This window comes from Streptomyces sp. 8N706 (assembly GCF_052245415.1).
Classification (GTDB): domain Bacteria; phylum Actinomycetota; class Actinomycetes; order Streptomycetales; family Streptomycetaceae; genus Streptomyces.
On sequence record NZ_JBQQBW010000038.1, the window covers coordinates 40,473 to 65,221 of the forward strand.

Genomic DNA, 24,749 nt, shown 5'->3' on the forward strand with positions numbered 1-24,749 from the left:
ACCCCGTGGCCGGCTTCGGCGTGACCTTCAAGGCCATGTTCAAGAAGCGGCTGACCGAGCAGTACCCGGAGGAGAAGAAGCCCACCGCGCCGCGCTTCCACGGCCGGCACCAGCTCAACCGGCACCCGGACGGGCTGGAGAAGTGCATCGGCTGCGAGCTGTGCGCCTGGGCCTGCCCGGCGGATGCGATCTATGTGGAGGGCGCGGAGAACACCGAGGAGGAGCGGTACTCCCCGGGCGAGCGCTACGGCCGCGTCTACCAGATCAACTATCTGCGCTGCATCCTGTGCGGTCTGTGCGTGGAGGCGTGCCCGACGCGGGCGCTCACCATGACCAACGAGTACGAACTCGCCGACCGGAGCCGCGAATCGCTCATCTACACCAAGGAGGAGCTGCTCGCGGGCCTGGAGGAGGGCATGGTCGACTCCCCGCATGCGATCTTCCCCGGTATGACCGAGCAGGACTACTACCGCGGTCTGGTCACCGAGGCCGCGCCCGGTACGGAGCGCCAGACCGTCACCCAGAGCGGGAAGCCGCAGGAGGCCGCCGCGGACTTCGGGGCGGACGAGCCGGCGTCGGAGAAGTCGGGGAAGGGGGTCGACGGATGAACGCGCTCGCGGTCACCGGCACCTCCGCCGGCGAGGCTGTCCAGTTCTGGCTTCTGGGCACGGTCGCCGTCATCGGCGCGCTGGGCACGGTCCTGATGAAGAAGGCCGTGCACAGTGCGTTGAGCCTGGCCGGGGCCATGATCGTCCTGGCGGTCTTCTACCTCGCCAACGGGGCGTACTTCCTCGGCGTCGTCCAGATCGTCGTCTACACCGGCGCGATCATGATGCTGTTCCTCTTCGTCGTCATGCTGGTCGGTGTCACCGCCGCCGACTCGCTCAAGGAGACCCTGAAGGGCCAGCGCTGGCTGGCGGCGGCCTGTGGGCTCGGCTTCGGCATCCTGCTGATCGCCGGTATCGGCCATGCCTCGCTCAGGACCTTCAACGGCCTCGGCCGGGCCAACTCCGGCGGCAACGTCGAGGGGCTGGCCGAGCTGATCTTCACCAAGTACGTCTTCGCCTTCGAGATCACCGGCGCGCTGCTGATCACCGCGGCCGTCGGTGCGATGGTGCTCACCCACCGCGAGCGCACCGAGCGCGCGGCGAGCCAGCGCGAGCAGGCCGAGGCGAGGGTGCGCACCGGCAAGCAGATCCCGCCGCTGCCGGCGCCGGGTGTGTACGCCCGGCACAACGCCGTGGACATCCCCGGTCTGCTGCCGGACGGCACTCCGTCCGAACTCACCGTCAGCGCGACCCTGCGCGCCCGCGGCCAGATCCGCGACGTCTCGCGTGAGGCACTCGCCGACCTGGCCGCTCTGGAGCAGCGCGCCGAGGAGCGTCTCGAGCGGCTGGACCGCCTGGAGCGCAACGAGGAGGCCAGCAAGTGAATCCGGTGAACTACCTCTATCTGGCGGCGCTGCTGTTCAGCATCGGCGCCGCCGGGGTGCTGATCCGGCGGAACGCGATCGTCGTCTTCATGTGCGTCGAGCTGATGCTGAACGCCTGCAACCTGGCCTTCGTGGCCTTCTCGCGGATGCACGGCAACCTCGACGGCCAGATCATCGCCTTCTTCACGATGGTCGTCGCGGCGGCCGAGGTCGTGATCGGTCTGGCGATCATTGTGACGATCTTCCGCTCCCGCCACTCGGCTTCGGTCGACGACGCCAGCCTGATGAAGCTGTAAGGGGTCGCAACAGTGGAGAACCTCATCGGATTGCTCGTCGCGGCCCCGCTGCTCGGCGCGGCCGTCCTCTTGTGCGGCGGACGGCGGCTGGACCGCGGCGGCCCCTGGCTGGGCACGGCCATGGCCGCGGTGTCCTTTGTGATCGGGGTCGTGCTCTTCGCCGACATGCTGGGGCGCGAGGGCGAGGCCCGCGCAATGCACCAGTATCTGTTCAGCTGGATTCCGGTCGGCGGCTTCCAGGCCGATGTGGCCTTCCGGCTCGACCAGTTGTCGATGACCTTTGTGCTGCTGATCACCGGGGTGGGGTCGCTGATCCACCTCTACTCGGTCGGCTACATGGAGCACGACGAGCGCCGCCGCCGCTTCTTCGGCTATCTCAACCTCTTCCTCGCGGCGATGCTGCTGCTCGTCATCGCCGACAACTACCTGCTGCTGTACGTCGGGTGGGAGGGCGTGGGCCTGGCCTCGTACCTGCTCATCGGCTTCTGGCAGCACAAGCCGAGCGCCGCGACCGCGGCGAAGAAGGCGTTCATCGTCAACCGCGTCGGTGATGTCGGCCTGTCGATCGCGATCATGCTGATGTTCACCACCTTCGGCACCTTCGCCTTCGAGCCGGTGCTCGAGAGCGCGAAGGACACCTCCGAGGGCACGCTGACGGCCATCGGCCTCATGCTGTTGCTCGGCGCCTGCGGCAAGTCGGCGCAGGTGCCGCTGCAGTCCTGGCTGGGGGACGCGATGGAGGGCCCGACCCCGGTCTCGGCCCTGATCCACGCGGCGACGATGGTGACCGCGGGCGTCTATCTCATCACCCGGTCCGGCGCGATCTTCAACGGAGCCCCGGACGCCCAGCTGGCGGTGGTGACCGTCGGCGCGGTCACGCTCCTGTTCGGTGCCATCGTCGGTTGCGCCAAGGACGACATCAAGAAGGCCCTGGCGGGCTCGACGATGTCGCAGATCGGCTACATGATCCTCGCCGCCGGTCTCGGCCCGATCGGCTATGTCTTCGCGATCATGCACCTGGTGACGCACGGCTTCTTCAAGGCCGGTCTCTTCCTCGGCGCGGGTTCCGTGATGCACGGGATGAACGACGAGGTGGACATGCGAAAGTACGGGGGCTTGAGGAAGTACATGCCGATCACCTTCGTCACCTTCGGCCTCGGCTATCTGGCGATCATCGGCTTCCCCGGTCTGTCCGGCTTCTTCTCCAAGGACAAGATCATCGAGGCGGCCTTCGCCAAGGGCGGTACGGAGGGCTGGATCCTCGGCGGCGCGGCGCTGCTGGGCGCGGCCATCACCGCGTACTACATGACCCGGGTGATGCTGCTGACCTTCTTCGGCGAGAAGAGGTGGCAGCCGGCGCCCGACCCGGACAAGGCGCCGAGTGTGGAGCCCGGTATCGAGGTGCACCCCGGGGAAATGCCGCACCCGCACGAGTCCCCCAAGTCGATGACGATCCCGATGATCGTGCTCGCCTTCGGATCCGTCTTCGCCGGCGGGCTGTTCAGCATCAACGAGGCCTTTGTGGCGTGGCTGGAGCCGGTCACCGGGCACACCCACGGGCACCCGCCCGTCAGCGCCCTGACCGTCACCCTCGCCACGATGGTGGTGCTCGTCCTCGGGGTCGCGCTCGCCTGGGCCCAGTACGGCCGCAAGCCCGTGCCGGTGGTGGCGCCGCGCGGCAGCCTGCTCACCCGGGCGGCCCGCCGCGATCTGCTGCAGGACGACTTCAACCATGCCGCCCTGGTCAAACCCGGCGAGTATCTGACCCGCGGGCTGGTCTATCTGGATCACACCGTGGTCGACGGGGTGGTCAACGGCACCGCTGCCTCGGTCGGCGGGCTGTCGGGCCGGATGCGCAAGGTGCAGAACGGCTTCGCCCGCTCCTACGCGGTCTCGATGTTCGGCGGTACGGCGATCCTGATCGCCGCCACCCTGCTGATGAGGGCGGTCTGATATGTCCTTTCCCCTGCTGACGGTCACGGCCCTGGTCCCCGCGGCCGGCGCGATCGCCACCGCGGCCGTCCCCGCCGCGAGGAGGGCGGCCGCGAAGTGGCTGGCGCTGGCCTTCTCCCTCGCCACGCTCGTCCTGGCGGCGGTCGTGCTCGTACGCTTCGAGCCGGGCGGCGCCCGCTACCAGCTCACCGAGTCCCACGCCTGGATCGCGGACTTCGGGGTGCGGTACGAGCTGGGCGTGGACGGTATCGCCGTCGTCCTCGTGGCCCTGACCGCTCTCCTCATCCCCTTCGTGATCCTGGCGGGCTGGCATGACGCGGACCCCCTGGAGGAGAAGGCCGCGACCAACCGGAAATGGCGGCCCACCCAGGGCTTCTTCGCGCTGGTCCTGATGGTCGAGGCGATGGTGATCCTCTCCTTCGAGGCCACCGATGTCTTCCTCTTCTACATCTTCTTCGAAGCCATGCTCATCCCGATGTACTTCCTCATCGGCGGCTTCGGGGACCGGGCCCATGAGCACGGCGACGAGGCGGCGGCGACCCAGCGCTCGTACGCCGCGGTGAAGTTCCTGCTCTACAACCTCGCCGGCGGCCTGGTCATGCTCGCCGCCGTCGTCGGACTGTACGCCGTGACGGCCGACGACCTCGGCACCGGGACCTTCTCCCTCCAGGAGATCGTCCAGGCGCGGGCGAGCGGCGAGCTGGACATGGCGGCGAACACCGAACGCGCGCTGTTCCTGGGCTTCTTCTTCGCCTTCGCGGTCAAGGCCCCGCTGTGGCCGCTGCACACCTGGCTGCCGAACGCCATGGGCGAGTCCACGGCGCCCATCGCCGTACTGATCACCGCGGTCGTCGACAAGGTCGGCACCTTCGCGATGCTCCGCTTCTGCCTCCAGCTCTTCCCGGAGGCGTCCAACTGGGCCACGCCCGTGATCCTCGTTCTCGCCGTGATCAGCATCATCTACGGCGCGCTGCTGGCGGTCGGCCAGCGGGACATCAAACGGCTGGTCGCCTACGCCTCGATCTCGCACTTCGGTTTCATCATTCTGGGCATCTTCGCGATGACCAGCCAGGGGCAGGGCGGCGCGACGCTCTACATGGTCAACCACGGGATCTCGACCGCGGCTCTGATGCTGGTCGTGGGATTCCTGATCTCGCGGCGCGGATCGCGTCTGATCGCCGACTACGGCGGTGTGCAGAAGGTCGCCCCGATTCTGGCGGGCACCTTCCTCGTCGGCGGTCTGGCCACGCTCTCCCTGCCCGGTCTCGCGCCGTTCGTCAGCGAGTTCCTGGTCCTGGTCGGCACCTTCAGCCGCTATCCCGCGCTCGGCATCATCGCGACCGCCGGGATCGTCCTGGCCGCGCTGTACGTCCTGGTGCTCTATCAGCGCACGATGACCGGTCCGGTCAAGGAGCAGGTGCGGAGCATGCCCGACCTCAGGACGCGGGAGCTGGTGGTCGTCGCTCCGCTGATCGCCCTGCTGCTCTTCCTGGGCGTCTACCCGCGGCCGGTGACGGAGATCATCAACCCGGCGGTGCAGCACACGCTCTCCGATGTGCACAAGAAGGACCCCAAGCCTGAGCTGGAGGCCGCGAAGTGAGCAGTGCGGTGACTGTCCACAGCCTGTGGACAACGGCGGCGGGGTCGCCGTCGGCCCTGAACGCCAACCTGGCGATCCCGGCTCCGCAGATGGAGTACGGGCAGCTGTCCCCGGTGCTGATCGTGCTCGGCGCCGCCATCGTCGGCGTCCTCGTGGAGGCCTTCCTGCCGCGCCGCAGCCGCTACCACATCCAGCTGCTGCTGTCGGTCGTCGGTCTCGCGGCGGCCTTCGCGGCAGTCGTCGGGCTGGCCGCGGGCGGCTATGCGACGGACAAGTCGCGGATCTCGGCGATGGGCGCCATCGCCGTCGACGGCCCGGCGCTCTTCCTCCAGGGCACGATCCTGCTCGTCTCGCTGGTCGCGGTCTTCACCTTCGCCGAGCGGCGGCTCGACCCGGCGGCGCACGGCAAGCGGGTCGACTCCTTCGCGGCCCAGGCGGGTGCCGTACCCGGCAGCCCGGCCGAGCAGGCCGCCGTCAAGGCCGGGTTCACCACCACCGAGGTCTTCCCGATCCTGCTCTTCGCGGTCGGCGGCATGCTCGTCTTCCCCGCCGCCAACGATCTGCTGACCCTCTTCATCGCCCTCGAGGTCTTCTCCCTCCCGCTGTATGTGCTGTGCGCCCTGGCCCGCCGCCAGCGGCTGCTCTCGCAGGAGTCCGCCGTCAAGTACTTCCTGCTCGGCGCCTTCTCCTCGGCCTTCCTGCTGTTCGGCATCGCGCTGCTGTACGGGTACGCGGGCACGGTGACGTACTCCGGGATCGCCGATGTCGTGGGCGGCTCCGTCCGGCAGGTCGACCCGGCGCTCGCCGGGACCATGGGCAATGACGTGCTGCTGCTGATCGGCGGGGCGATGGTCCTGGTGGGCCTGCTGTTCAAGGTCGGCGCCGTGCCCTTCCACATGTGGACGCCGGACGTCTACCAGGGCGCCCCCACGCCGGTGACCGGCTTCATGGCGGCGGCAACGAAGGTCGCCGCGTTCGGCGCGCTGCTGCGGCTGCTGTACGTCGTGCTGCCGGGCCTGCGCTGGGACTGGCGGCCGGTGATGTGGGGCGTCGCGATCGTGACCATGCTGATCGGTGCGATCGTCGCGGTCACCCAGACCGATGTGAAGCGGCTGCTGGCCTACTCCTCGATCGCGCACGCGGGCTTCATCCTCGCGGGCGTCATCGCGGCCACCCCGAGCGGTATCTCCTCGGTGCTCTTCTACCTGGCGGCGTACTCCTTCGTCACGGTCGGCGCCTTCGCCGTCGTGACGCTGGTGCGCGACGCGGGCGGCGAGGCCACACACCTCTCGAAGTGGGCCGGCCTGGGCCGCCGTTCGCCGCTGGTGGCGGCGGTGTTCGCGGTGTTCCTGCTGGCCTTCGCGGGCATTCCGCTGACATCAGGCTTCTCGGGCAAGTTCGCGGTCTTCAAGGCGGCGGCGGAGGGCGGCGCGGGCGTGCTGGTCATCGTGGGTGTGATCTCCTCGGCCATCGCCGCGTTCTTCTACATCCGGGTGATCGTCCTCATGTTCTTCAGCGAGCCGAAGCCGGAGGGGCCGACGGTCGCGGTGCCCAGCCCGCTGACCATGACGGCGATCGGCGTGGGTGTCGCGGTCACCCTGGTGCTGGGGGTCGCCCCCCAGTACTTCCTGGACCTGGCGAGCCAGGCGGGCATGTTCGTGCGCTGACGCCGGTGTCTTGATGACGGTGCCCCGGAGCCGAACGGCTCCGGGGCACCGTCAGTTGGGCCGTCCGGAGGACTACGCGACCGATGCCATGTCCGGGCGGATCCGGAGGGCGTTCTCGGGAGAGGTGTGGTGGGAATTCGGCTCAGGGTCGGCAGAACAACGGCGCCAATCCCCACAACGTGACGTTGACTGCCTCCGGCAGTCGCACCCGCACCCAGTGTGTCGCCGTCGCCAGGTAAAAGAACATCGGCTCCGGCTACTGGTAGAGCCAGCCACAACGCCTCGTCAGCGCGACTGCGCGAGGGGCACCGCCCGACTCTCTCCCGGGCGGGACCGACGCCTTCCCGGCAAAACGTGACCTTTTGGCCGGTGGTGCGTTCTCGACCATGACGGCGGCGGCCGCATCAGCAGATCGCGGGCCGCAGGCCAGCGGATTCGACGCGGACGGTGGGGAGATCAGGCCGATGGGACACCGGGGACGGCACGCGGCAGGAAGTGCCACCGCGCAGAAGGTCCGCAGGGTGGCAGCCATCGTGCTCACCGCCGGTGCGCTGGCTTCCGCCGGCAGTGGCAGTGCCTTCGGGGTGGTGGTCGACGACCTTCCGTTCAGCGGGGAGGAGAACACTGACCAGGACGGCGAGCAGAACCTCGCCTGCGGCAACTCCGCCCGCCTGGTCCGCGTCAACCTCGGTGAGACGGTGCACCGGAAGAAGAACTGTGTCGACACCGACGGCCACACCGCCCGTCGCAGCAGCCATGCGGGCGGCGCCCAGGCAGTCGGCGGGACCCTTTTTGGCCCCCAGGTCAACACCGCGCAGACCGGGCGGCAGAATCTCCACTGCGGCAACTCCGCCGACTTGGTCACCGTCAACGTCCTGGGCACCATCGACGAGGACACCACCTGCGCGGCCGCGGACCACGGTCACTCCCGCCGCTACGGACCCGGCGACGAGTACGCCCGCGGTGCCCGGACCCTGGGCGGCGCATCGGTCGGACAGCAGGTCAACACCGCCCAGGTCGGCAGGCAGAACCTCCACTGCGGCAACTCCGCCGAGACCCTCACCGTCAACGTGATGGGCACCATCCGCAAACACGCCAACTGTGTCGCCGCCGATCACTACCACGGTTCCGATTCCGCCGTCGTCCGACGAGGCCGGGCTTCCGCCGACGCCGGGCGTGTGGCGGGTCTGGAGACCAACACCGCCCAGAACGGTCGGCAGAACCAGACCTGCGGCAGCCCTGGCGGTGGCATCGACCTCCCCTTCGGCGAGATCGAGCGCAAAGCCCGGTGTGCCGTCCGGGACGACTCCTGACCGCTCGGTGCCCGGCAGCACTGGTTGACACCGACGCCGCAGACAGCGTCCTATTCCCGTCGGGGGCATCAAGGGCAGTGCAGTCACCCGCCGTCGGAGCCGCGGCTCCCGGACGGGCGTGCGGCCGTCGGGCGGGGCCGATCGTGCGGTGGCGCCAATCCGCAGTGCCAGCCGTGGACTTCGGTGAGGCGCGGCAGAAGCGAAGTGTCATAGGGGACATTTCTCCGCACTACGGGCCGTTGGCCGCCTGTTTACCGGCCGACGCCAGCATTCCTGTGTGAACTTTCCACAGATCCGGCCCCCGTACGCCGCACCGGCCGCCGTCCCCACCGGCCGGATCACCCAGGTCGTCGCCCATCGCGGCGCCTCGCACGACCAGCCCGAGCACACGCTCGCCGCATACGAGCAAGCCATCGAGGACGGCGCCGACGCGCTGGAGTGCGATGTGCGGCTGACCCGCGACGGCCGGCTGGTGTGTGTCCACGACCGGCGTGTGGACCGTACGTCCGACGGCCGTGGTGTCGTCTCGGCGATGACGCTGGACGAGCTCGACCGGCTCGACTTCGGCTCCTGGAAGGGCGGCGGCTCCGAACCGGCGCATGTGCTGGCATTCGACGAGCTGCTGGCACTCGCCACCTCCGCGTCACGGCCGGTCGGCCTCGCGGTCGAGACCAAGCACCCCACTCGCTGTGCGGGCCGCGTGGAGCGCGAACTCGTCCGTCAGCTCCGGCTCTTCGGCCTGGACCGGCTCCGCATGGACATGCCGCGGGTGCGGCTGATGAGCTTCTCGCGCCTCGCGCTGCGCCGTATGGCCGAGCTGGCCCCGGAGCTCCCCCGCGTCCTCCTGACCGAGCGGGCGCCGCTCTCGGGACGCACCGCGGCGCTCCCGCGCGGTGTACGGATCGCCGGTCCCGGCATCGAGCTCGTACGCGCGCGGCCGGACCTGGTGCCACGGCTGCGAGCCGCGGGACACCGGGTCCATGTGTGGACGGTGGACGAGCCGGAGGATGTGGAGCTGTGCCTCCGGCTCGGCGTGGAGAGCCTGATCACCAACCGTCCCCGGCAGGTCCTGGAGCAGATCGGTGACCGCTGACAGATGACCGCCCGGCCCGCTACTCGTCGCTGTCCGTGCGACGGCGAGGGGTGATCTCGGTGAGGTCGAGGTCAATGGTGAAGGGGACGGAGACCTTGAGCCGGTCGTGGAAGATCCCGGTGGGGACATAGACACCGGTCGCGGGCTCCAGCTCGAAGACGTAGACGACGGCTCGGCCCTTGTCGTTCTCCACCCGCCAGTAGTGCGGGATACCGGTCTTGGCGTACTTGAGCGGCTTCGTCTCGCGGTCTCGGGCTCTGGAGTCAGGGGAGACCACCTCGATGGCCAGGACGACTGTCTCGGCGGGGAACCGGGTCTGTTCGTCATCCAGGACAACCTTTCCCGGCACCACGACCACATCGGGCTCCGGTCGGTTCTGCGGGTCGATATCGATCGTGAACTCTCGGACGACCTCCAGGTCCGGGGGCGCTGCCCACTCCAAGCGCAGCCTGAAGAAGTCGACAGCGCGGGTGTGGAAAATGGTCTGCGGACTCACGAAGACGAGGCTCCCGTCGATCAGCTCCGTGTGCGGAGGGAGATTCGGAAGCCGGTCCAGGTCGTCGGCGGTCCAGCCGCCCTCGGGCGGGACAGGCCACCTGGGCCCCGACGCCTCGGGCTCGGTCTCGGGCTCGGGTTCGACGCTCATCAGTGCTCCCATGCGCTGGAGTCTCGCCGGTTCGCCCAGCGTATCGGGGAGGAAGCGGGGCCTCATCCCACGCACGTGTGAGCGAGTGGCGGGTGGTTGACACTCCTTGCCAGGCCTCGGGCCTCGGGCCTCGGGCCTCGGGCCTCGGGCCTCAGGCCTCAGGCCGCGAAGGCGCGGTGGTCGAGTCGGGTGGGCGTCGAGCTCTGGGGCCGGGTCGGCCTTGGCGCCGTCGGGGCCAAAGGTGCGCAGCTGTCCCACAGCCGGGCCGGATGCCGGTGCCGCCTCCGTCCGGGTGGTCACGCATCCGGCGCCTCGTGCGGATGGGGAGGGACCAGACGGTGGCCGTCTGCCCCGGCGGGTGGTGCCGTGAGAGTCGGCGGTGCAGGTCGTGGCAGCCAGTCCGGCCGGCCCTGGCGTGCCGGGGCCGGCAGGCGGCGCGCCGGGGCAATCCCTGTCAGACCGTCGCGGCCCGCAGGGCATACGCCCGGACGTCGGCGTCGGGATCGGTGACGACCGTGGACAGGGCCGTGCGGACGTCCTCCCGGTCCGCGCGCGGCAGGAGGGACAGGACGGCTGCCTTCCGGACGTCGGCGTGCGGGTCCTTGAGCGTCGTGGCCAGGGCGGGTACGGCCACATCGGCGTCCGCGACGGACAGACCGGTGGCCGCGCCCTTGCGCACCTGCCAGGCCGGGTCGTCGAGGGCGGCCACCGCCGGCGTGGCGAGCCGGGGCGGGCAGCCCGTCGCGGCCAGAGCCTCGAAGGCCGCGGCCCGTACGAGCACGTCCGGGTCGTGCACCAGGCTCTCCAGGGTTGCCAGCGCGGTGTCGTGGCCGTTGCCGCGCGGGGGCTCCGTGGCGTTCGAGTCGTCCGCGTGCGAGGTGGCGGCTTGGGGGGCGCCCCCGGCCTGGGCGCCGTCGCCGTGCGGCTGCGCGGTGTGGGCGATGCCCTCGGCCGCCCCGGGCCGGGGCTTCGCGGACTCGGAGACCGGGGCCGAGGCCGCGGCCGTCACAGCGGTGGCGCCGAAGCCCTTCGCCGCGGCCACGCGGACCTCGCGTGACGGGTCCGCGGCAGCCAGCGCCAGGGCGTCGACCGCGTCGACGGACACCAGCGCGCGTACGGTCTCGATGCGCACCTCGATGTCGGGGTCCGCGAGCGTCGGGGCGAACAGTTCCGCGCTGCCCATGCGCAGCGCGCGCAGCACGTCCAGGGCCGCTGCCCGGACCAGCGGGTCCTCCACCCGCAGAGCGGCGACCAGCGGATCGCGCAAGTCGGGTTCCGGCGGCAGGACTTCGACCAGCTCGCGCAGGGAAGCCGCCGCGGCAGCGCGGACCGTGGCGTCCGTGTCCGCGAGGGCCGCGGCCAGCGCCGGACCCGCGCCCGGCGGTGCGGTCTCCGTCAGGGTGGCGACCGCCGCGGCACGGACGGCCGGGTCGGGGTCGGCCGCATAGGGTGCCAGCACGGCGAGTTCAGGCTGATCGTCGGCGAGAGCGAGCAGTTCCAGGATGCGGGGGGACCGGTCGGAGGCCGCGGGCCCGGGGCCCGGGGCCGCTCCGGCGGCGCCGACCGGAGCGGTGCCGTCCGCCGTACTCGGGGTGGTCGTGGCACCGGCCGTACCTGCGCCGGCCGCCGTACCCGGCGCCGTCGTGGCACCGTCGAGCGGGCTGTGGGCCCCGGCGCCCGCCGGGCGCGAGCCGACCGGTGGGGTGTCCCGGCGCCCGGCCGTGGCGACCTGCTCCGGATACACCTCGCCGATGAGGCGGGATGGGCCGCCGACCGGCTCGTACTCCTCGATCGGGATCAGATACGGATCGACGGGCCGGGCCACGAACTCCATCCCGCCGGAGGCGGACTTCCGCAGGTCCAGATGGTGCAGCCAGCCCTCGTCGTCACGCTGCGGGTGATCCATGCGCTCGTGGTACAGGCCCCAGCGGCTCTCCGTGCGGGCCAGCGAGGAGCGGGCCGCCATCTCGGCGCAGTCGCGGATGAAGGTCACCTCCGCGCAGCGCATCAGCTCGTGCGGGGTCCGCGCGCCCATTCCGGCGATGTCGCCCCGCATCCGCTCGAACGCCTCGATCGCCAGGGACAGGCGGGCGCCGCTCTTGGGCGGGGCCACATAGTCGTTGACGAAGCGGCGGAGCTTGTACTCGACCTGGGGCTGCGGCGGGCCGTCCGGGCTGCGCAGGGGGCGGTAGACGAGTTCGTGGGCGTCCGCGAGCTGGTCCTGCGGCAGCTCCCCCTCGTACGCGCGGTACCGCGCCGCGTCCTCCCCGGCCAGATCGCCGAAGACGAACGCACCGATCATGTAGTTGTGCGGCACACAGGCGAGGTCCCCGGCCGCGTACAGGCCCGGGACGGTGGTCCGGGCGTGCTCGTCGACCCGTACGCCCGAGGCCGAGTGGCCGCCGCACAGCCCGATTTCGGAGATGTGCATTTCGACGTCGTGGGTGCGGTAGTCATGGCCGCGGCCGGCGTGGAAGGTGCCGCGGGTGGGCCGCTCGGTGGTGTGCAGGATCGATTCGACGGCGGAGATGGTCTCCTCGGGGAGGTGGCTGAGCTTGAGGTAGACCGGGCCGCGGTCGGAGGCGACCTCGGCCGCGAATTCCGCCATCATCTGCCCGGACCAGTAGTCGGAGTCGACGAACCGCTCGCCGTGCCGGTTGACCTGGTAGCCGCCGAAGGGGTTGGAGACATACGCGCAGGCCGGGCCGTTGTAGTCCTTGATCAGCGGGTTGATCTGGAAGCACTCGATGCCGGTCAGCTCGGCGCCCGCGTGGTAGGCCATGGCGTAGCCGTCCCCCGCGTTGGTGGGGTTCTCGTACGTGCCGTAGAGATAGCCGCTGGCGGGCAGGCCGAGGCGGCCGCAGGCACCGGTGGCGAGGACGACGGCGCCCGCACGGACGGAGACGAACGCGCCGGTGCGGGTGTTGAACCCCGCGGCTCCCACCGCCCGGCCGCCCGCGGTGAGGACCCGGACGGGCATCACCCGGTTCTCGATACGGATGCGCTCGCGCATCTCCCGTCGCCGCAGCTGCCGGTAGAGGACCTTCTTGACGTCCTTGCCCTCGGGCATCGGCAGCACGTACGAGCCGGAGCGGTGCACCTGGCGGACCGCGTACTCGCCGTGCTCGTCCTTCTCGAACTTCACACCGTAGCGCTCCAGGCGCTGCACCATCGCGAAGCCGCGGGTCGCGGTCTGGCGGACGGTGCTCTGGTCGACGATGCCGTCGTTGGCACGGGTGATCTCGGCGACGTAGTCGTCGGGTTCGGCCCGTCCGGGGACGATGGCGTTGTTGACGCCGTCCATGCCCATGGCGAGCGCGCCGGAGTGCCGTACATGCGCCTTCTCCAGCAGGAGGACGGACGCGCCGTGCTCGGCCGCGGTGAGCGCGGCCATGGTGCCCGCGGTGCCGCCGCCGATGACGAGCACGTCGCAGGACAGTTCCTCGGCGTCGCCGATTGCGGGGATCTCCACGGGGCGCCTTCCTTCTGTGGGCAGGTACGGGGCGGGGGTGCCGGACGGTGCTCGGGGGTGTTTGGGGCAGCGGGGGCGAGGGGCCTTCGGGTCCCGAAGGACGTTCAGGTACCAGCCTTCGGGCACGGAGCGGCTTCAGGTACGAGGGTCTTCGGGTAGCTGAAGGGCCATTCAGGTGCCCAGCGAGGCGAGGATCTCGCGGCGCAGCGCGACCGTCGCGGGGTCGCTGTGGGCGGAGCGGTCGCGAGGCCGGGGCACCTCCGGGACCCGGCCCGTACCGAGCAGCGCGACCCGGTCGCCCAGGAACAGGGCCTCGTCCACGTCGTGCGTCACGAAGACGACGGTGGCCCCTGTGCCGCGCAACACCTCGACCAGCAGCTGCTGCATTCCGGCGCGGGTCTGGGCGTCGAGCGCGCCGAACGGCTCGTCCATCAGCACGGCCCGCGGCTCTCCGGCCAGCGCCCGGGCGAGCTGTACACGCTGCCGCTGCCCGCCGGAGACCCGGTGCGGCAGCTGCTGTTCGCGCCCGGCGAGGCCCACGCGCTCCAGCCAGGTGTCGGCCTTCGCCCGGCGCTCGGCACGCGTCACGCCCCGTATGGCCAGCGGAAGTTCGACATTGGCGCGCAGGGTGCGCCAGGGGAGCAGCGCGTCCTCCTGGAAGACGATGGCGCGGTCGGCGCCGGGCCGGGCGATGGGCCCGCCGTCCTGCCCGGCCTGCCCGTCGAGCACGGGGAGCAGCCCGGCGAAGGTCCGCAGCAGGGTCGACTTCCCGCACCCGGAGGGGCCGACGACGGTCAGCAGCTCACCGGGTGCCACGTCGAGATCGACGTCCCGGAGTACGGGCGCGCCGGGCCGGCCGAGCGTGGCGGCCTCCAACGTCAGCCGTGCACCGGGCGGGACGGACTCGGCTGCCGCCGGGGCTTGGGGAATGGTGGCACTGGTGGTGGTCACGGGGCACCTTCTTCCTCACGGGTGGGTGGCGCGGGGGCCGGGGGCGCTGTTCCGCGCGCTGTTGCGATGTGCGCACCGATGCGGCCGCAGCTGCCGTTCGCGTCCCGGCCGGGCCACGCGGCTCTCGGCGCCGGGCCCCGGCGCTTCGCCCCGGCCGGCACGCGAACGGTCCGGCGCGGGAGCCCCGGTCCGGGCCGGGACCGGTGTACGTGGCCACGGCAGTGGCCTTTCCACCCGCCGCGCTGCGGACCGGGGCGCGCCCCGGCAGCCCGCGGCTGTGTTCCGCCGGATGCCCTCATGAGGTCTTCCGCTCGGTCCGGGGGAGCCAGCGGGTGAGGCGGCGGCCCAGGAGCTCCACCGCCGTCGAGGTGATCCAGCCGAGGACGCCGATGGTCGCCATGCCGACGAAGACGCCCGGGTAGTTCACGATCGTGTAGTCCTGCCAGGTGCGGTAGCCGATCCCGTACTCGCCGGAGATCATCTCTGCCGAGATCACACAGATCCACGAGACGCCGATCCCCACCGACAGCCCGCCCAGGATCCCGGGCAGGGCACCGGGCAGGACCACCGATCCGAGGATCCGCCACCGGCCGCCGCCCATGGTGAGCACGGCCTCCTCCCAGACGGGCGTCAGCGCGCGCACCGCGTGCCGGGTGCTGACCAGCACGGGGAAGAACGCCGCCGTGAAGGTGATGAAGACGATGCCCTGCTCGTTGCTGGGGAAGAGCAGGATCGCCACCGGCACCAGCGCGATCGCGGGAATCGGGCGCAGTACCTCGAGCACGGGCCCGATCAGGTCCGCGACGAGCCGGGAGCGGGCGATGGCCGTGCCCGTCGCCACGCCCAGCACGGCGGCGAGCACGAAGCCCGTGAGGATACGGCTGAGGCTGTCGGTCAGGTCCTGCCAGTACGCGCCGCTGCCCAGCCGGTCGCGGAACTCGCCCGCGACATCCGCGACCGTGGGGAACTGCTCGAAGCGCAGCCACAGATTGATGTCGAGCTCGGTGAGCAGCTGCCACAGGCCCAGGGCGGCGAGCAGCGAGCCGGCGCGCAGGGTGTAGCGCAGCCAGGGGCGGCGGGACGCGGTGCCGGAGGAGCCTGCCGCCGGTCCGGTCCCGCTGCCGTCCGCGGCCTCGGTGACGGCCGTGGGGTCGGGAGTGGCCGTGGCGTCCGCGGCCGGTACGGCGGTGTCGGAGGAGGCCGGGGAGAGGGCGGTCATGTCGCCGCCTTCAGTGCGCCGGCGTAGTCGACGGTCCGCGAGCCGGAGTGCTTCGCCTTCCAGGCGTCGGCCGCGGCCCGGGTGACGAACGGCCGGAGCTCGGAGCCGTCCTCGACCCATACGGCCCGGTCCGCGAACCAGCGGGTGCCGGTGGTGGCGTCCGGCACATACGCCGCCCGCACCTTCTCCGCACCACCGTGCCCGGCGACGTACCGCAGCAGCGCGGTCGGGTCGGCGAAGGACCGTGTACGGTTTTCGCCCTCCAGCCACAGCTCGCTCGCGGTCGCGGAGTCGCCGGGCAGCGCGGCCGGATTGGCGGTGGACCGTACGGCCTTGGCGTAGCCCTTCCCGTAGACCTTCTTCAGATAGCTGTCGTCGATGAAGCCGTCCACGTCGACCGGCCCGGTGAGCTTGGCCGCCTTCAGCACGGGCACGTCCTTCTTCAGGGCGGCGACGAGCTGGGGCTTGACGGTGGGGTCGAAGGTGGCGATGCCGTTGGCACCGTTGTACAGATGGACGACCTCGGGCGGCAGCCCGGTGGCCTTTGCGACCTTGCCGGAAGCGTCGAGCGGGTGCTGGTGCAGATAGCCGGTGGCCTTGATCTGGGCGGTGAGGAAGGCCTTCACCACCTCGGGCCGCTCGTCGGCGAAGGCGGCGCGGGTGGTGGTGCCGTGGAAGGTCGGCAGCTTCAGCTGCGCGCCGTCGTACAGCGCCCGCGCCTTGCCCTGGAAGGCGAGCAGGCCCGGCCAGGCGACGAACTGCGAGAGCGCGTCGACACTGCCGCCGTCGAGGGCCGAAGCGCCCACCGCGGGCTGCTGGTTGAGCTTGCGGACGTCCTCGTTCGGGTCGAGGCCCGCACGCTGGAGGGCCCGTACGAGTGTGCCGTCGGAGGCGGAGCCGACGCTGCTGGAGACCTTCCTGCCCCGCAGGTCCTTCACCGACCGGAGGGTGGAGTCCGGCTTGGTGACGATGGTGTTGAGCGCTCCGCGCAGGTTGTAGCCGGTGACGGAGACCAGCTTGGTGGGGGCCTTCAACTGCCGGCCCCGGGAGGCGTTGAGCAGCAGCGGGAAGTCACCCATGGACCCGATGTCGACCTTCCCCGCCACCATCTGGGCGGTGATCGGGGCACCGGTCGCGTAGTCCTGCCACGTCACCTTGTACGTCCTGCCGTCGCGGCGGCCCAGCTCCTTGAGCTCCCGCTCGAAGTAGCCGAGTTCGCGCAGCAGGGTGCCGGCGGTGACGGTGTTGATCGTCTTGGACTGGTAGCCGACGGTGACCGTGACGTTCTTGTCGTCGCCCTGTGCGTCCGCGTCACCTCCGCAGGCGGTGAGCGGAAGGAGCAGGGCGGTGGCGACGGCGGCGGGCGTCGCGGCGGGGACGGCTCTGCGCCTCGTCGTGCTGTGCTTCATCCGGCTGTGCATCATCGGAACGGCCTCTCACCTGGATCTTGATCAGCGGAGCAAATAGGGCATGTTGACGGTGACCGCGTCAGTGGGACACCGGGCCGCGCACGGGCCGCAGTACCAGCACTCGTCCACGTGCATGTACGCCTTGTTGCTCTCGGGGTTGATCGCGAGGGAGTCCAGCGGGCACATGTCCACGCAGAGGGTGCAGCCGTCGATGCACTTGGACGCGTCGATGGTCACGGGCACATCGGCACGCTGAGGGGCGAGAGGCATGGCTGTCTCCTGGAAACGGGTGTGCGGGACGTCGTCGGGGACGTGAGGGTGACGGGGGGACGGGCGGGGGCGTGCGGGTCAGAGCGAGCGGCGCAGCACTCCGCTCATGGTGATGCGGTCGCCGCGGAAGCGGATGAACTCCAGGTCCACGGGCCGGCCGTCGGAGAGATGGGTGAGCCGTTCCAGCATGAGGACCGCCGCGCCGCGCGGGGCCTCCAGTACGGCGGAGGAGTGCGCGTCGGCGTTGACGGCCTCGAGGGTGATCCCGGCGGTGCCGAGCGGCTGTCCGGTGATCTTCTCGATCAGCCGGAACACATCGGTGTTCTCCAGGTCGGCGCCGAGGAGTTCGACGCCGACGTCCATCGGGACGTAGGTGAGATCGAGGGAGAGCGGTACCCCGCCGAGGCGCCGCAGCCGCTCGATGTAGAGCACTTCGGTGTACGCGGGGAGGCGGAGCCGGTCGGCGACGGGCGGCGGCGCGGTGACCGGGCCCATGGCGCGTACTTCATTGCTGACGCGGCCGTGCTCGTGGAGGGTCTCCGCGAGCCCCTTCAGCCGGTCCAGCCCGTGCGGGTACTTCTCCGCCACCACGACCGTCCCGACCCCGGGGAGGCGCTCCACCAACTGCTCGGCGCGCAGCAGCTCGAACGCCTGCCGGACGGTGTTGCGGGAGACCCGGTGGTCCGCGGCGACGGCGTCCTCGAGGGGGAGTACGCCGTCCGGGAAACCGCCGGTGAGCACCTGGTGGCGCAGCAGGTCGGCGAGCTGGCGCGCCCGGTCCGCGCGCAGCCGTCGCCGGCGCGCGGCGGCGAGTGGCGCGGTGTGGGTGGGTTCGCGCACGGGGGCACCTCCCTGCGGTCGCTGGGGGAGTTCGGCTGGCATCGGCCGGCTCCGGGGTCGGCTGTATCGGTCGTGGTTGGGACCATAGCGACAGGCCGGCCGGGGGAGTGTTGCCACAGTGTTGCGCCACTGGGCGCTTAGGTCACAATGGTTCTGACCTGCTGTTTCTCTGGCGCTCCGAGAAGATCTGCCACTACGGGTCCCACGATCCGGACGTCCGGACCGGCCGCCACCGGACCTTCCGCACGATCGGCGACCGGTGTCCCGTCCAGGATCCGGACCGCCGTCTCAGCGGCTTCCCACCGCGTGCGGCACGTCTGCCGCAGCGGGCGCCCGTCGGTCCGGCGGACCGTACGCCGAACCGCTGCCGCCGGCGCCGCGCCCGATGGTGATCGGCATCGGTACGCGGGAGGCCGCCGCCCCGGTCACCGCGCGACGCGGCGCGTCAGCCCGCCCGTCCGTGGTGGTCGCGCGGGCCCTCGGGGCCGGAGGCGCACGGGCGGGTGAGGTCCTGAGGCGCCGGCCGCGTCAGCGCCTGGCGGGGGCGGTACGGCCGGTCACCGCGCCGAGGCCGGTGCGCAGGCCGACGGGGTCCTGGGCCCGGGCGGTGAGGTCGAAGCGGGCGTCAGCCCCAGCCGGTCACCTCGCCCAAGCCGGTGCGCAGGCCGACGGGTCCGGGGTGAGGTCGATATCGGGACGGCCGCGTCAGTGCCTGGCGGGGGCGGTGCGGCCGGTCACCGCGCCGAGGCCGGTGCGCAGGCCGACGGGGTCCTGGGCCCGGGCGGTGAGGTCGAAGCGGGCGTCAGCCCCAGGGTCACCTCGCCCAGGCCGGTGCGCAGGCCGAGGGGTCCGGGGCCCAAGCGGTGAGGCCGATATGGGACGGCCGCGTCAGTGCCTGGCGGGGGCGACGCGGCCGGTCACCTCGCCCAGGCCCGTACGCAGACCGTCGGGCCCCGGGGCCCAGGCGGTGAGCGTGACCTCGTCGCCGTCCTCCAGGAAGGTGCGCTTGCCGTCCGGCAGCTCCAGGGGGTCGCGGCCCGCCCAGGTGAGCTCCAGCAGGCAGCCCCGCTCCTCCGCCCGCTCACCGCTGACCGTGCCGGACGCATACAGATCGCCCGTGCGCAGAGAAGCGCCGTTGACCGTCATATGGGCCAGCTGCTGGGCCCCCGTCCAGTACATCGTGGAGAACGGCGGCCGGGAGACGGTGTGTCCGTTGATGGCGACACCGATCCGGATGTCCAGGCCGGCGGGCTCCAGCGCGCTGTCGTCCAGGTACGGCAGCAGCTCATGGGTGCGGGGCGGGGGCGCCGTACGGGCCGGGTCGAGCGCGTCGAGCGGGGTGACCCACGCGGACACCGACGTGGCGAAGGACTTCCCCAGGAACGGGCCGAGGGGGACGGTCTCCCAGGACTGGATGTCCCGCGCCGACCAGTCGTTGAGCAGACAGACACCGAACACATGCTCACGGAACGCGGACTGCGGCACCGTCTCGCCGAGCGCCGTCGGGGTCCCCACCACGAAGCCGACCTCGGCCTCGATATCGAGACGCTGGGTGGGGCCGAACACCGGGCCGGGTGCGGCCGCGGAAGAGGGGTCGGCGGTGGGCCTGCGCTGGCCGCTGGGCCGTACGACCGGGGTGCCGGAGACCACGACGGTGCCCGCCCGGCCGTGGTATCCGATGGGCAGATGCTTCCAGTTGGGGGTCAGCGGCTCCCCGCCGGGCCGGAAGATCCGGCCGACGTTCGTGGCGTGATGTTCGCTGGCGTAGAAGTCGACATAGTCGGCGACCTCGAAGGGGAGGTGCAGCATGACCGCGTCGAGGGGGTGCAGGAAGGGGTCGATCGCCGGGTAGCCGAGCCAGGTCCGGATGCCGCTGCGGACGGCCTGCCAGACGGGGCGGCCGGCCGCCATCAGGGCGTTCAGCGTCGGGTGCGCGAGCAGGTCGGAGTACGGGGAACCGAGCGCCGTCGCCGCCGTGTGGACGTCCAGCACCCGGTCGCCGTAGCGCACGCCGATACGGCGGCGGTCCGGCTCGTCGGCGGTGCTGAAGACGCCGTAGGGGAGGTTGTGCAGGCCGAAGGGGTCGCCTTGCGCAAGATCGAGCGGGCTCTGCTCGGGCATGGTCGCTGCCTCGCCTTCCTGTCCGCCGTTGGTCGGTCCCACAGGTTACGGCCTGATGGCGCGCCATGGGCCGATCGGCAATGAATACTAAAGAGCTCGCAATTGCCCGGAAAAGCGCCCCTGTCAGTGCTGATGTTGACGTATCGTCCTTGTCAGGTCATGGGCAGTGGGGGGCCACTGGGCCGGATGGCCGAGGGGGACTGGTGGCGAGCAGTGGCGCGCTGTTCAGGGCGGACCGGAGTGTGCCCGGACTGGTCGTGAAGATCGGCAACTATCCGCTGCACCACGGGGGCGTCGGCGCCATCCGCAGCCTGGGCCGGCTGGGCGTGCCGATGTACGCGGTCACGGAGGACCGTTGGACTCCCGCCGCGCAGTCCCGCTATCTCCGGCAGCCCTTCGTCTGGCCGACGTCCGGCCGGGAGAGCCCGGAACGGCTGGTCGACGGGCTGCTGCGGATCGGGCGCAGGATCGGTCGGCCCGCCGTGCTCATCCCGACCGACGAAGAGGCGGCGGTGCTGATCGCCGAGCAAGCGGGCGCGCTGCGCGAGCGGTTCCTCTTCCCGCGTGTGGACCCGGAGTTACCCCGCCGACTGGCCAGCAAGCAGGGGCTGCACGAGCTGTGCGTGGAGCACGGTGTGCCCTCTCCCGCCGCCGTCTTCCCCGACTCGTACGCCGATGTCGAGGAGTTCGCGGCGAGCGCGCGTTTCCCGGTGGTCGCCAAGAACCGCGAGGCCTTCGAGCGCCGCCGCCGGCCCGCTGTGCACGGCACCACCCGTATCGGCGGGGCCGCCCAGCTCCTCCGGCTGGCGCGGGGCTGGGGGCCGCAGCCGGGGGTGATCCTCCAGGAGTACCTGCCGAGGGAGGAGGCCGAGGACTGGATCGTGCACGCCTACTTCGACGCGGACAGCCTCCCGTTGGCCCTCTTCACCGGGGTCAAGGTGCGCTCCTGGCCGCCGCACGCGGGGATGACCGCACGCGCCTGCGTCGTCGACAATCCCGGACTCGCCGCCCTTGCAGCCCAGTTCGTCAAGGAGATCGGCTTCTCCGGGATCGTCGATCTCGATCTGCGGTACGACCGCCGCGACGAGCGGTACAAACTGCTGGACTTCAACCCCCGGATGGGCGCGCAGTTCCGGCTCTTCGAGAACGCGGCGGGGATCGACGTGGTCCGCGCCCAGCATCTGGACCTCACCGGGCGGACGGTCCCCGAGGGGGAGCAGCGCGCCGGACACCACTTCGTCGTCGAGAACATCGATCTGCCCGCTCTGCTGGCCTACCGCCGCAGCGGCTACACCACGCCGCACGCGCCCGCGCGGGCCACCGGAACCGAGCTGGCCTGGCTGGCCCGCGACGACCTCAAACCCTTCTTCACCATGATCGCCCGGTTCATCCGGCCGGGCGCCGCGCATCTGTTGCAGATGTGGCGCTCGGCCCGCCGTACGACCGCCGACACCTCATCCCGCCGTACGACCGCTGAATAGCCGTGGACCGTCACGTCATGGGGGACCTGTGAACCTGCCGCACAAGCCTGTCGTGGTCATCGGGGCCGGACCGTACGGCCTGTCGACCGCCGCCCATCTGCGCGCGCACGGCGTCCCCGTGCGGATCTTCGGAAGGCCGATGGTGAGCTGGCACGAGCAGATGCCGGCCGGAATGCTGCTCAAATCCACCCCGGCCGCGTCGGCCATCGACGCCCCGCAGCCGGGGCACACGCTGGTCGACTTCTGCGACGCGGCCGGCATCCGCCGGCTGGTCGGAGACGAGGACATCATCCCGGTGGAGACCTTCGTCCGCTACGGCGTGTGGTTCCAGCAGCGGCTCCTGCCGGAGTTGGAGGAGGTGCGGGTGGTGTCGGTCGACCGCCGCTTCTCCGACTTCGAGGTGAAGCTGGACTCGGGGGAGCAGTTCCGGGCGGCGGCGGTGATCGTGGCGACCGGCCTCAGCGGCTTCGCCCGGCTGCCGGAGGAGCTCCTCGCCGCCGCACCGGAAGGGCCGTCCGCCACCGGGCCCGTCTCGCACACCTCCCAGCATCACCATCTCGGCCGATTCGCCGGGCGTGAGGTCGCCGTCGTGGGGGCGGGCCAGTCCGCGCTGGAGAGCGCGGTGCTGCTGCACGAGTCGGGCGCGAAGGTACGGGTCGTGACACGCGGGCGGGACGCGGTGGGCTTCGGTGATCCGCCGTGGAAGCAGCCGCGGCTGCGTCCGGAGTCGCCGTTCGGGCGGGCCTGGTCGCTGTACGTCCTCAGCCGCCACGCGGGCCCGTACCGGTTCCTGCCCCCGGCCACCCGGCACTATCTGGTGCGCCGGGTGCTCGGTCCACTGGGCGCGTGGTGGCTGCGGGAGCGGTTCGAGGGGCGTGTCCAGGTGACGGCGGGCCGGTGTATCACCGGGGCGCGGGTGGAGGACGGCCGCCCGGTACTGTCCCTGGCCGGACCCGGGGAGTCCCGTTCCGAACTGGCCGCCGACCATGTGCTGGCCGCGACCGGGTACCGCGTGGACGTGGCGGCGCTGGACTTCCTGGGCGACGAGCTGCGCACGGAGCTGGCCACCAGCCGCGGTGCGCCCCGCCTGCGCGCGGGCTACCGCTCATCGGTGCGGGGCCTGTACTTCACGGGGCTGCCGGCGGCGTCGTCGTACGGGCCGGTGATGCGCTTCGTCTGCGGGACCGCGTTCGCGTCCCCGCGGCTGGCGAAGGCCGTGGCCGCGGACCACGGCTAGGGCGTGTTTCGAAAGTCCCGCCTGGCCCGCGACGCCTGGCACGCACGCTCGCTGCGTTGTCGGGCTCGTCCGAGTACGCCCAGTACGAGGACGACCCTCCGCCTTGCGATCGCACGCACCAGCCGCCGCGACCCCCGCCCTTCGGGCGGACGGCGCTACTTTCGAAACACGCCCTAGCGCTGTGACCGGGAAGGTTCACCGGTTCGCGACGCCCGGCACGGCAACCTCGCTGCGTTGTTGGAGTCGCCCGAGTACTCCCCTGGCCTTCGGCATGGGGGACCCCAGTACGAGGGCGATCCCCCCGGACTCCGTCCGGGGGTACCCCCACCGCCTTGCGATGCACCGCACCGGACGCCGCGAGCTGCGATCCGCAGCATCTGCCCGTCTGCCGACCGGTACGTCGGCGTGCGCCTCGACCGGCCCGGCGGCCACCGGCAGCGCCGCGGCCGGCGCAAGCATCCCGGCAAACCTTCCCGGCAAACCGTCCCGGTCACAGCAGTAGCGCCGCGGGCCACGCCGCACCCCTGTCCCGCTCCCGCGAGGGGGATCCGGCGGCCGTCGCTCGGGAAGTGCCGGGCGGCGGGCGGCTGTCACGACGGGCCCGTGGCGGCCGCGGCGCCCAGCCGGTGCTCGTGCGGGCTGATGCCGTCCGGACGGGCTCGTGGCACTGATGAGCTACCTCTTCTCCGAGGTCCTGGACGGCCGCAACGCGCATCTGGAGGACGGAGTCCGGCGTGCCCTCGGCCGGGAGCCGCGGGACTTCACCGACTACGTCCGGGAGGCCGCCGCCACCGGCGTCCGGAGTGACGCCTGACACCTTCCGGCCGGCCCCGAGCGGGGCCCCCGGGCCCGGAGATCCACAGCTGATCAAGGGCATACGGGGGCCCGCCGCGGGCACGCGCTCGCGCAGGGCGTGCGGGGCCCGGTCGGGCAGGCGCCCGCTGTGATCGCCGGACGACCGGATACGCTGCCACTGGTGACAGCGACACATCGACATTCCACGTAGTCGTCCGCAGACAGGAGAACCCCTCGTGACCGTCGTCGGGCCGTTCGGGCTGCTCGTGCGGGACCAGGCTCTGGAAGCCGATGTCCAGGCCGCGTTGGCGGCTGTCGAGGAGGGCCTGCTGGAGGCCACGAAGAGCGACGTCCCGTTCATCACGGAGGCGGCGCAGCATCTCGTACGGGCCGGGGGCAAGCGGTTTCGCCCCCTTCTGGTGGTGCTGGCCGCCCAGTTCGGCGATCCGCACGCACCGGGCGTGGTGCCCTCCGCGGTGGTCGTGGAGCTGACCCATCTCGCGACGCTCTACCACGACGACGTGATGGACGAGGCGGAGGTGCGGCGCGGGGTGCCCAGCGCCAACGCCAACTGGGACAACTCCGTCGCCGTGCTCACCGGTGACTTCCTGTTCTCCCGTGCCTCGCACATCCTGGCCGACCTCGGGCCGGAGGCCGTACGCATCCAGGCCGAGGCGTTCGAACGGCTGGTCACCGGCCAGATCCTGGAGACCGCGGGCCCGCGCGACGGCCGCGACCCGATCGACCACTACCTCGATGTCATCGCGGGCAAGACGGGCTCGCTGATCGCCGTATCGGGCCGGTTCGGGGCGATGATGTCGGGCGCCGACGAGAGCGTCGTGGACATCCTCACCCAGTACGGCGAGCGGCTCGGCACCGCCTTCCAGCTCGCGGACGACGTCCTCGACATCGCCAGCGACAGCCATGAGTCGGGCAAGACGCCGGGCACGGACC

19 protein-coding genes and 1 pseudogene are annotated in these 24,749 nt (G+C 71.4%); 12 read left to right on the forward strand and 8 right to left on the reverse strand.

Features of this window, described 5'->3' with window-relative positions:
• Positions 1-35: 35 nt before the first annotated feature.
• From nuoI to ACTWQE_RS16845, 8 genes are all read left to right on the forward strand, one after another.
• Positions 36-608 carry an NADH-quinone oxidoreductase subunit NuoI gene (gene nuoI, locus ACTWQE_RS16810; RefSeq protein WP_443329770.1) on the forward strand — a complete coding sequence of 191 codons (573 nt, stop codon included), beginning with the start codon at positions 36-38 and terminating at the stop codon, positions 606-608.
• Complete coding sequence (locus tag ACTWQE_RS16815; RefSeq protein WP_443329751.1) at positions 605-1,432, forward strand: NADH-quinone oxidoreductase subunit J; 828 nt, start codon at positions 605-607, stop codon at positions 1,430-1,432. The genes nuoI and ACTWQE_RS16815 overlap by 4 nt, the downstream gene beginning before the upstream one ends.
• The gene (nuoK, locus tag ACTWQE_RS16820; RefSeq protein ID WP_443329752.1) at positions 1,429-1,728 is read left to right on the forward strand and encodes an NADH-quinone oxidoreductase subunit NuoK; all 300 of its coding nucleotides are present in this window, start codon (positions 1,429-1,431) and stop codon (positions 1,726-1,728) included. The genes ACTWQE_RS16815 and nuoK overlap by 4 nt, the downstream gene beginning before the upstream one ends.
• Before the next feature lie 12 nt (positions 1,729-1,740).
• Entirely contained in the window at positions 1,741-3,681 is a 1,941-nt protein-coding gene (nuoL, locus tag ACTWQE_RS16825) for an NADH-quinone oxidoreductase subunit L (RefSeq protein ID WP_443329753.1), read from the forward strand.
• A 1-nt stretch (position 3,682) separates the two neighbouring features.
• Positions 3,683-5,281 (forward strand): NADH-quinone oxidoreductase subunit M, encoded by a 1,599-nt coding sequence (locus ACTWQE_RS16830; RefSeq protein WP_443329754.1) that lies wholly within the window; start codon positions 3,683-3,685, stop codon positions 5,279-5,281.
• Entirely contained in the window at positions 5,278-6,948 is a 1,671-nt protein-coding gene (gene nuoN / locus ACTWQE_RS16835; RefSeq protein ID WP_443329755.1) for an NADH-quinone oxidoreductase subunit NuoN, read from the forward strand. Before ACTWQE_RS16830 ends, nuoN begins: the two co-directional genes overlap by 4 nt.
• Positions 6,949-7,469: 521 nt before the next feature.
• Positions 7,470-8,261, forward strand: coding sequence for a hypothetical protein (locus ACTWQE_RS16840; protein ID WP_443329756.1), 792 nt, complete (start codon positions 7,470-7,472; stop codon positions 8,259-8,261).
• A gap of 292 nt (positions 8,262-8,553) precedes the next feature.
• Positions 8,554-9,354 (forward strand): glycerophosphodiester phosphodiesterase, encoded by an 801-nt coding sequence (locus ACTWQE_RS16845; RefSeq protein WP_443329771.1) that lies wholly within the window; start codon positions 8,554-8,556, stop codon positions 9,352-9,354.
• 19 nt (positions 9,355-9,373) lie between these two features.
• On the opposite strand, the gene ACTWQE_RS16850 is transcribed toward ACTWQE_RS16845, so the two are convergent.
• The 8 genes from ACTWQE_RS16850 to fahA form a co-directional block, all read right to left on the reverse strand.
• Complete coding sequence (locus ACTWQE_RS16850) at positions 9,374-10,000, reverse strand: Uma2 family endonuclease (protein WP_443329757.1); 627 nt, start codon at positions 9,998-10,000, stop codon at positions 9,374-9,376.
• 454 nt (positions 10,001-10,454) lie between these two features.
• Positions 10,455-13,472, reverse strand: a complete 3,018-nt coding sequence (locus ACTWQE_RS16855; RefSeq protein WP_443329758.1) for a fumarate reductase/succinate dehydrogenase flavoprotein subunit — start codon at positions 13,470-13,472, stop codon at positions 10,455-10,457.
• Positions 13,473-13,643: 171 nt separating this feature from the next.
• Positions 13,644-14,423: an ABC transporter ATP-binding protein gene (locus ACTWQE_RS16860; protein ID WP_443329759.1), complete on the reverse strand. Its 780-nt coding sequence runs from the start codon at positions 14,421-14,423 to the stop codon at positions 13,644-13,646.
• Between the two features lie 295 nt (positions 14,424-14,718).
• Complete coding sequence (locus ACTWQE_RS16865; RefSeq protein WP_443329760.1) at positions 14,719-15,642, reverse strand: ABC transporter permease; 924 nt, start codon at positions 15,640-15,642, stop codon at positions 14,719-14,721.
• Positions 15,639-17,051: an ABC transporter substrate-binding protein gene (locus ACTWQE_RS16870; RefSeq protein ID WP_443329761.1), complete on the reverse strand. Its 1,413-nt coding sequence runs from the start codon at positions 17,049-17,051 to the stop codon at positions 15,639-15,641. Before ACTWQE_RS16870 ends, ACTWQE_RS16865 begins: the two co-directional genes overlap by 4 nt.
• A gap of 42 nt (positions 17,052-17,093) precedes the next feature.
• Positions 17,094-17,321 carry a 4Fe-4S dicluster domain-containing protein gene (locus tag ACTWQE_RS16875; protein ID WP_443329762.1) on the reverse strand — a complete coding sequence of 76 codons (228 nt, stop codon included), beginning with the start codon at positions 17,319-17,321 and terminating at the stop codon, positions 17,094-17,096.
• 78 nt (positions 17,322-17,399) lie between these two features.
• Positions 17,400-18,203 carry a GntR family transcriptional regulator gene (locus ACTWQE_RS16880; RefSeq protein ID WP_443329763.1) on the reverse strand — a complete coding sequence of 268 codons (804 nt, stop codon included), beginning with the start codon at positions 18,201-18,203 and terminating at the stop codon, positions 17,400-17,402.
• Between the two features lie 846 nt (positions 18,204-19,049).
• The gene (fahA, locus tag ACTWQE_RS16885) at positions 19,050-20,282 is read right to left on the reverse strand and encodes a fumarylacetoacetase (protein WP_443329764.1); all 1,233 of its coding nucleotides are present in this window, start codon (positions 20,280-20,282) and stop codon (positions 19,050-19,052) included.
• 203 nt (positions 20,283-20,485) lie between these two features.
• Here fahA and ACTWQE_RS16890 point away from each other — a divergent pair, with 203 nt between their 5' ends.
• From ACTWQE_RS16890 to ACTWQE_RS16905, 4 genes and pseudogenes are all read left to right on the forward strand, one after another.
• The gene (locus ACTWQE_RS16890; RefSeq protein ID WP_443329765.1) at positions 20,486-21,763 is read left to right on the forward strand and encodes a carboxylate--amine ligase; all 1,278 of its coding nucleotides are present in this window, start codon (positions 20,486-20,488) and stop codon (positions 21,761-21,763) included.
• Positions 21,764-21,791: 28 nt separating this feature from the next.
• Positions 21,792-23,000 carry an FAD-dependent oxidoreductase gene (locus ACTWQE_RS16895; RefSeq protein ID WP_443329766.1) on the forward strand — a complete coding sequence of 403 codons (1,209 nt, stop codon included), beginning with the start codon at positions 21,792-21,794 and terminating at the stop codon, positions 22,998-23,000.
• Between the two features lie 679 nt (positions 23,001-23,679).
• Positions 23,680-23,814 (forward strand): annotated as a pseudogene (locus tag ACTWQE_RS16900) (NmrA family transcriptional regulator); the annotation flags it as partial.
• Positions 23,815-24,031: 217 nt separating this feature from the next.
• Positions 24,032-24,749 (forward strand): polyprenyl synthetase family protein (locus tag ACTWQE_RS16905; protein WP_443329767.1); only part of this gene is annotated, 718 nt, incomplete at its 3' end.

What these genes read in the sequence shown, in the direction of transcription:
- nuoI (WP_443329770.1), top strand. Translation starts at nt 36, where the DNA reads ATGTTCAAGAAGCGGCTGACCGAGCAGTACCCGGAGGAGAAGAAGCCC.
- ACTWQE_RS16815 (WP_443329751.1), top strand. Translation starts at nt 605, where the DNA reads ATGAACGCGCTCGCGGTCACCGGCACCTCCGCCGGCGAGGCTGTCCAG.
- ACTWQE_RS16830 (WP_443329754.1), top strand. Translation starts at nt 3,683, where the DNA reads ATGTCCTTTCCCCTGCTGACGGTCACGGCCCTGGTCCCCGCGGCCGGC.
- ACTWQE_RS16850 (WP_443329757.1), bottom strand. Translation starts at nt 10,000, where the DNA reads ATGAGCGTCGAACCCGAGCCCGAGACCGAGCCCGAGGCGTCGGGGCCC.
- ACTWQE_RS16865 (WP_443329760.1), bottom strand. Translation starts at nt 15,642, where the DNA reads ATGACCGCCCTCTCCCCGGCCTCCTCCGACACCGCCGTACCGGCCGCG.
- ACTWQE_RS16870 (WP_443329761.1), bottom strand. Translation starts at nt 17,051, where the DNA reads ATGAAGCACAGCACGACGAGGCGCAGAGCCGTCCCCGCCGCGACGCCC.
- ACTWQE_RS16875 (WP_443329762.1), bottom strand. Translation starts at nt 17,321, where the DNA reads ATGCCTCTCGCCCCTCAGCGTGCCGATGTGCCCGTGACCATCGACGCG.
- ACTWQE_RS16880 (WP_443329763.1), bottom strand. Translation starts at nt 18,203, where the DNA reads ATGCCAGCCGAACTCCCCCAGCGACCGCAGGGAGGTGCCCCCGTGCGC.
- fahA (WP_443329764.1), bottom strand. Translation starts at nt 20,282, where the DNA reads ATGCCCGAGCAGAGCCCGCTCGATCTTGCGCAAGGCGACCCCTTCGGC.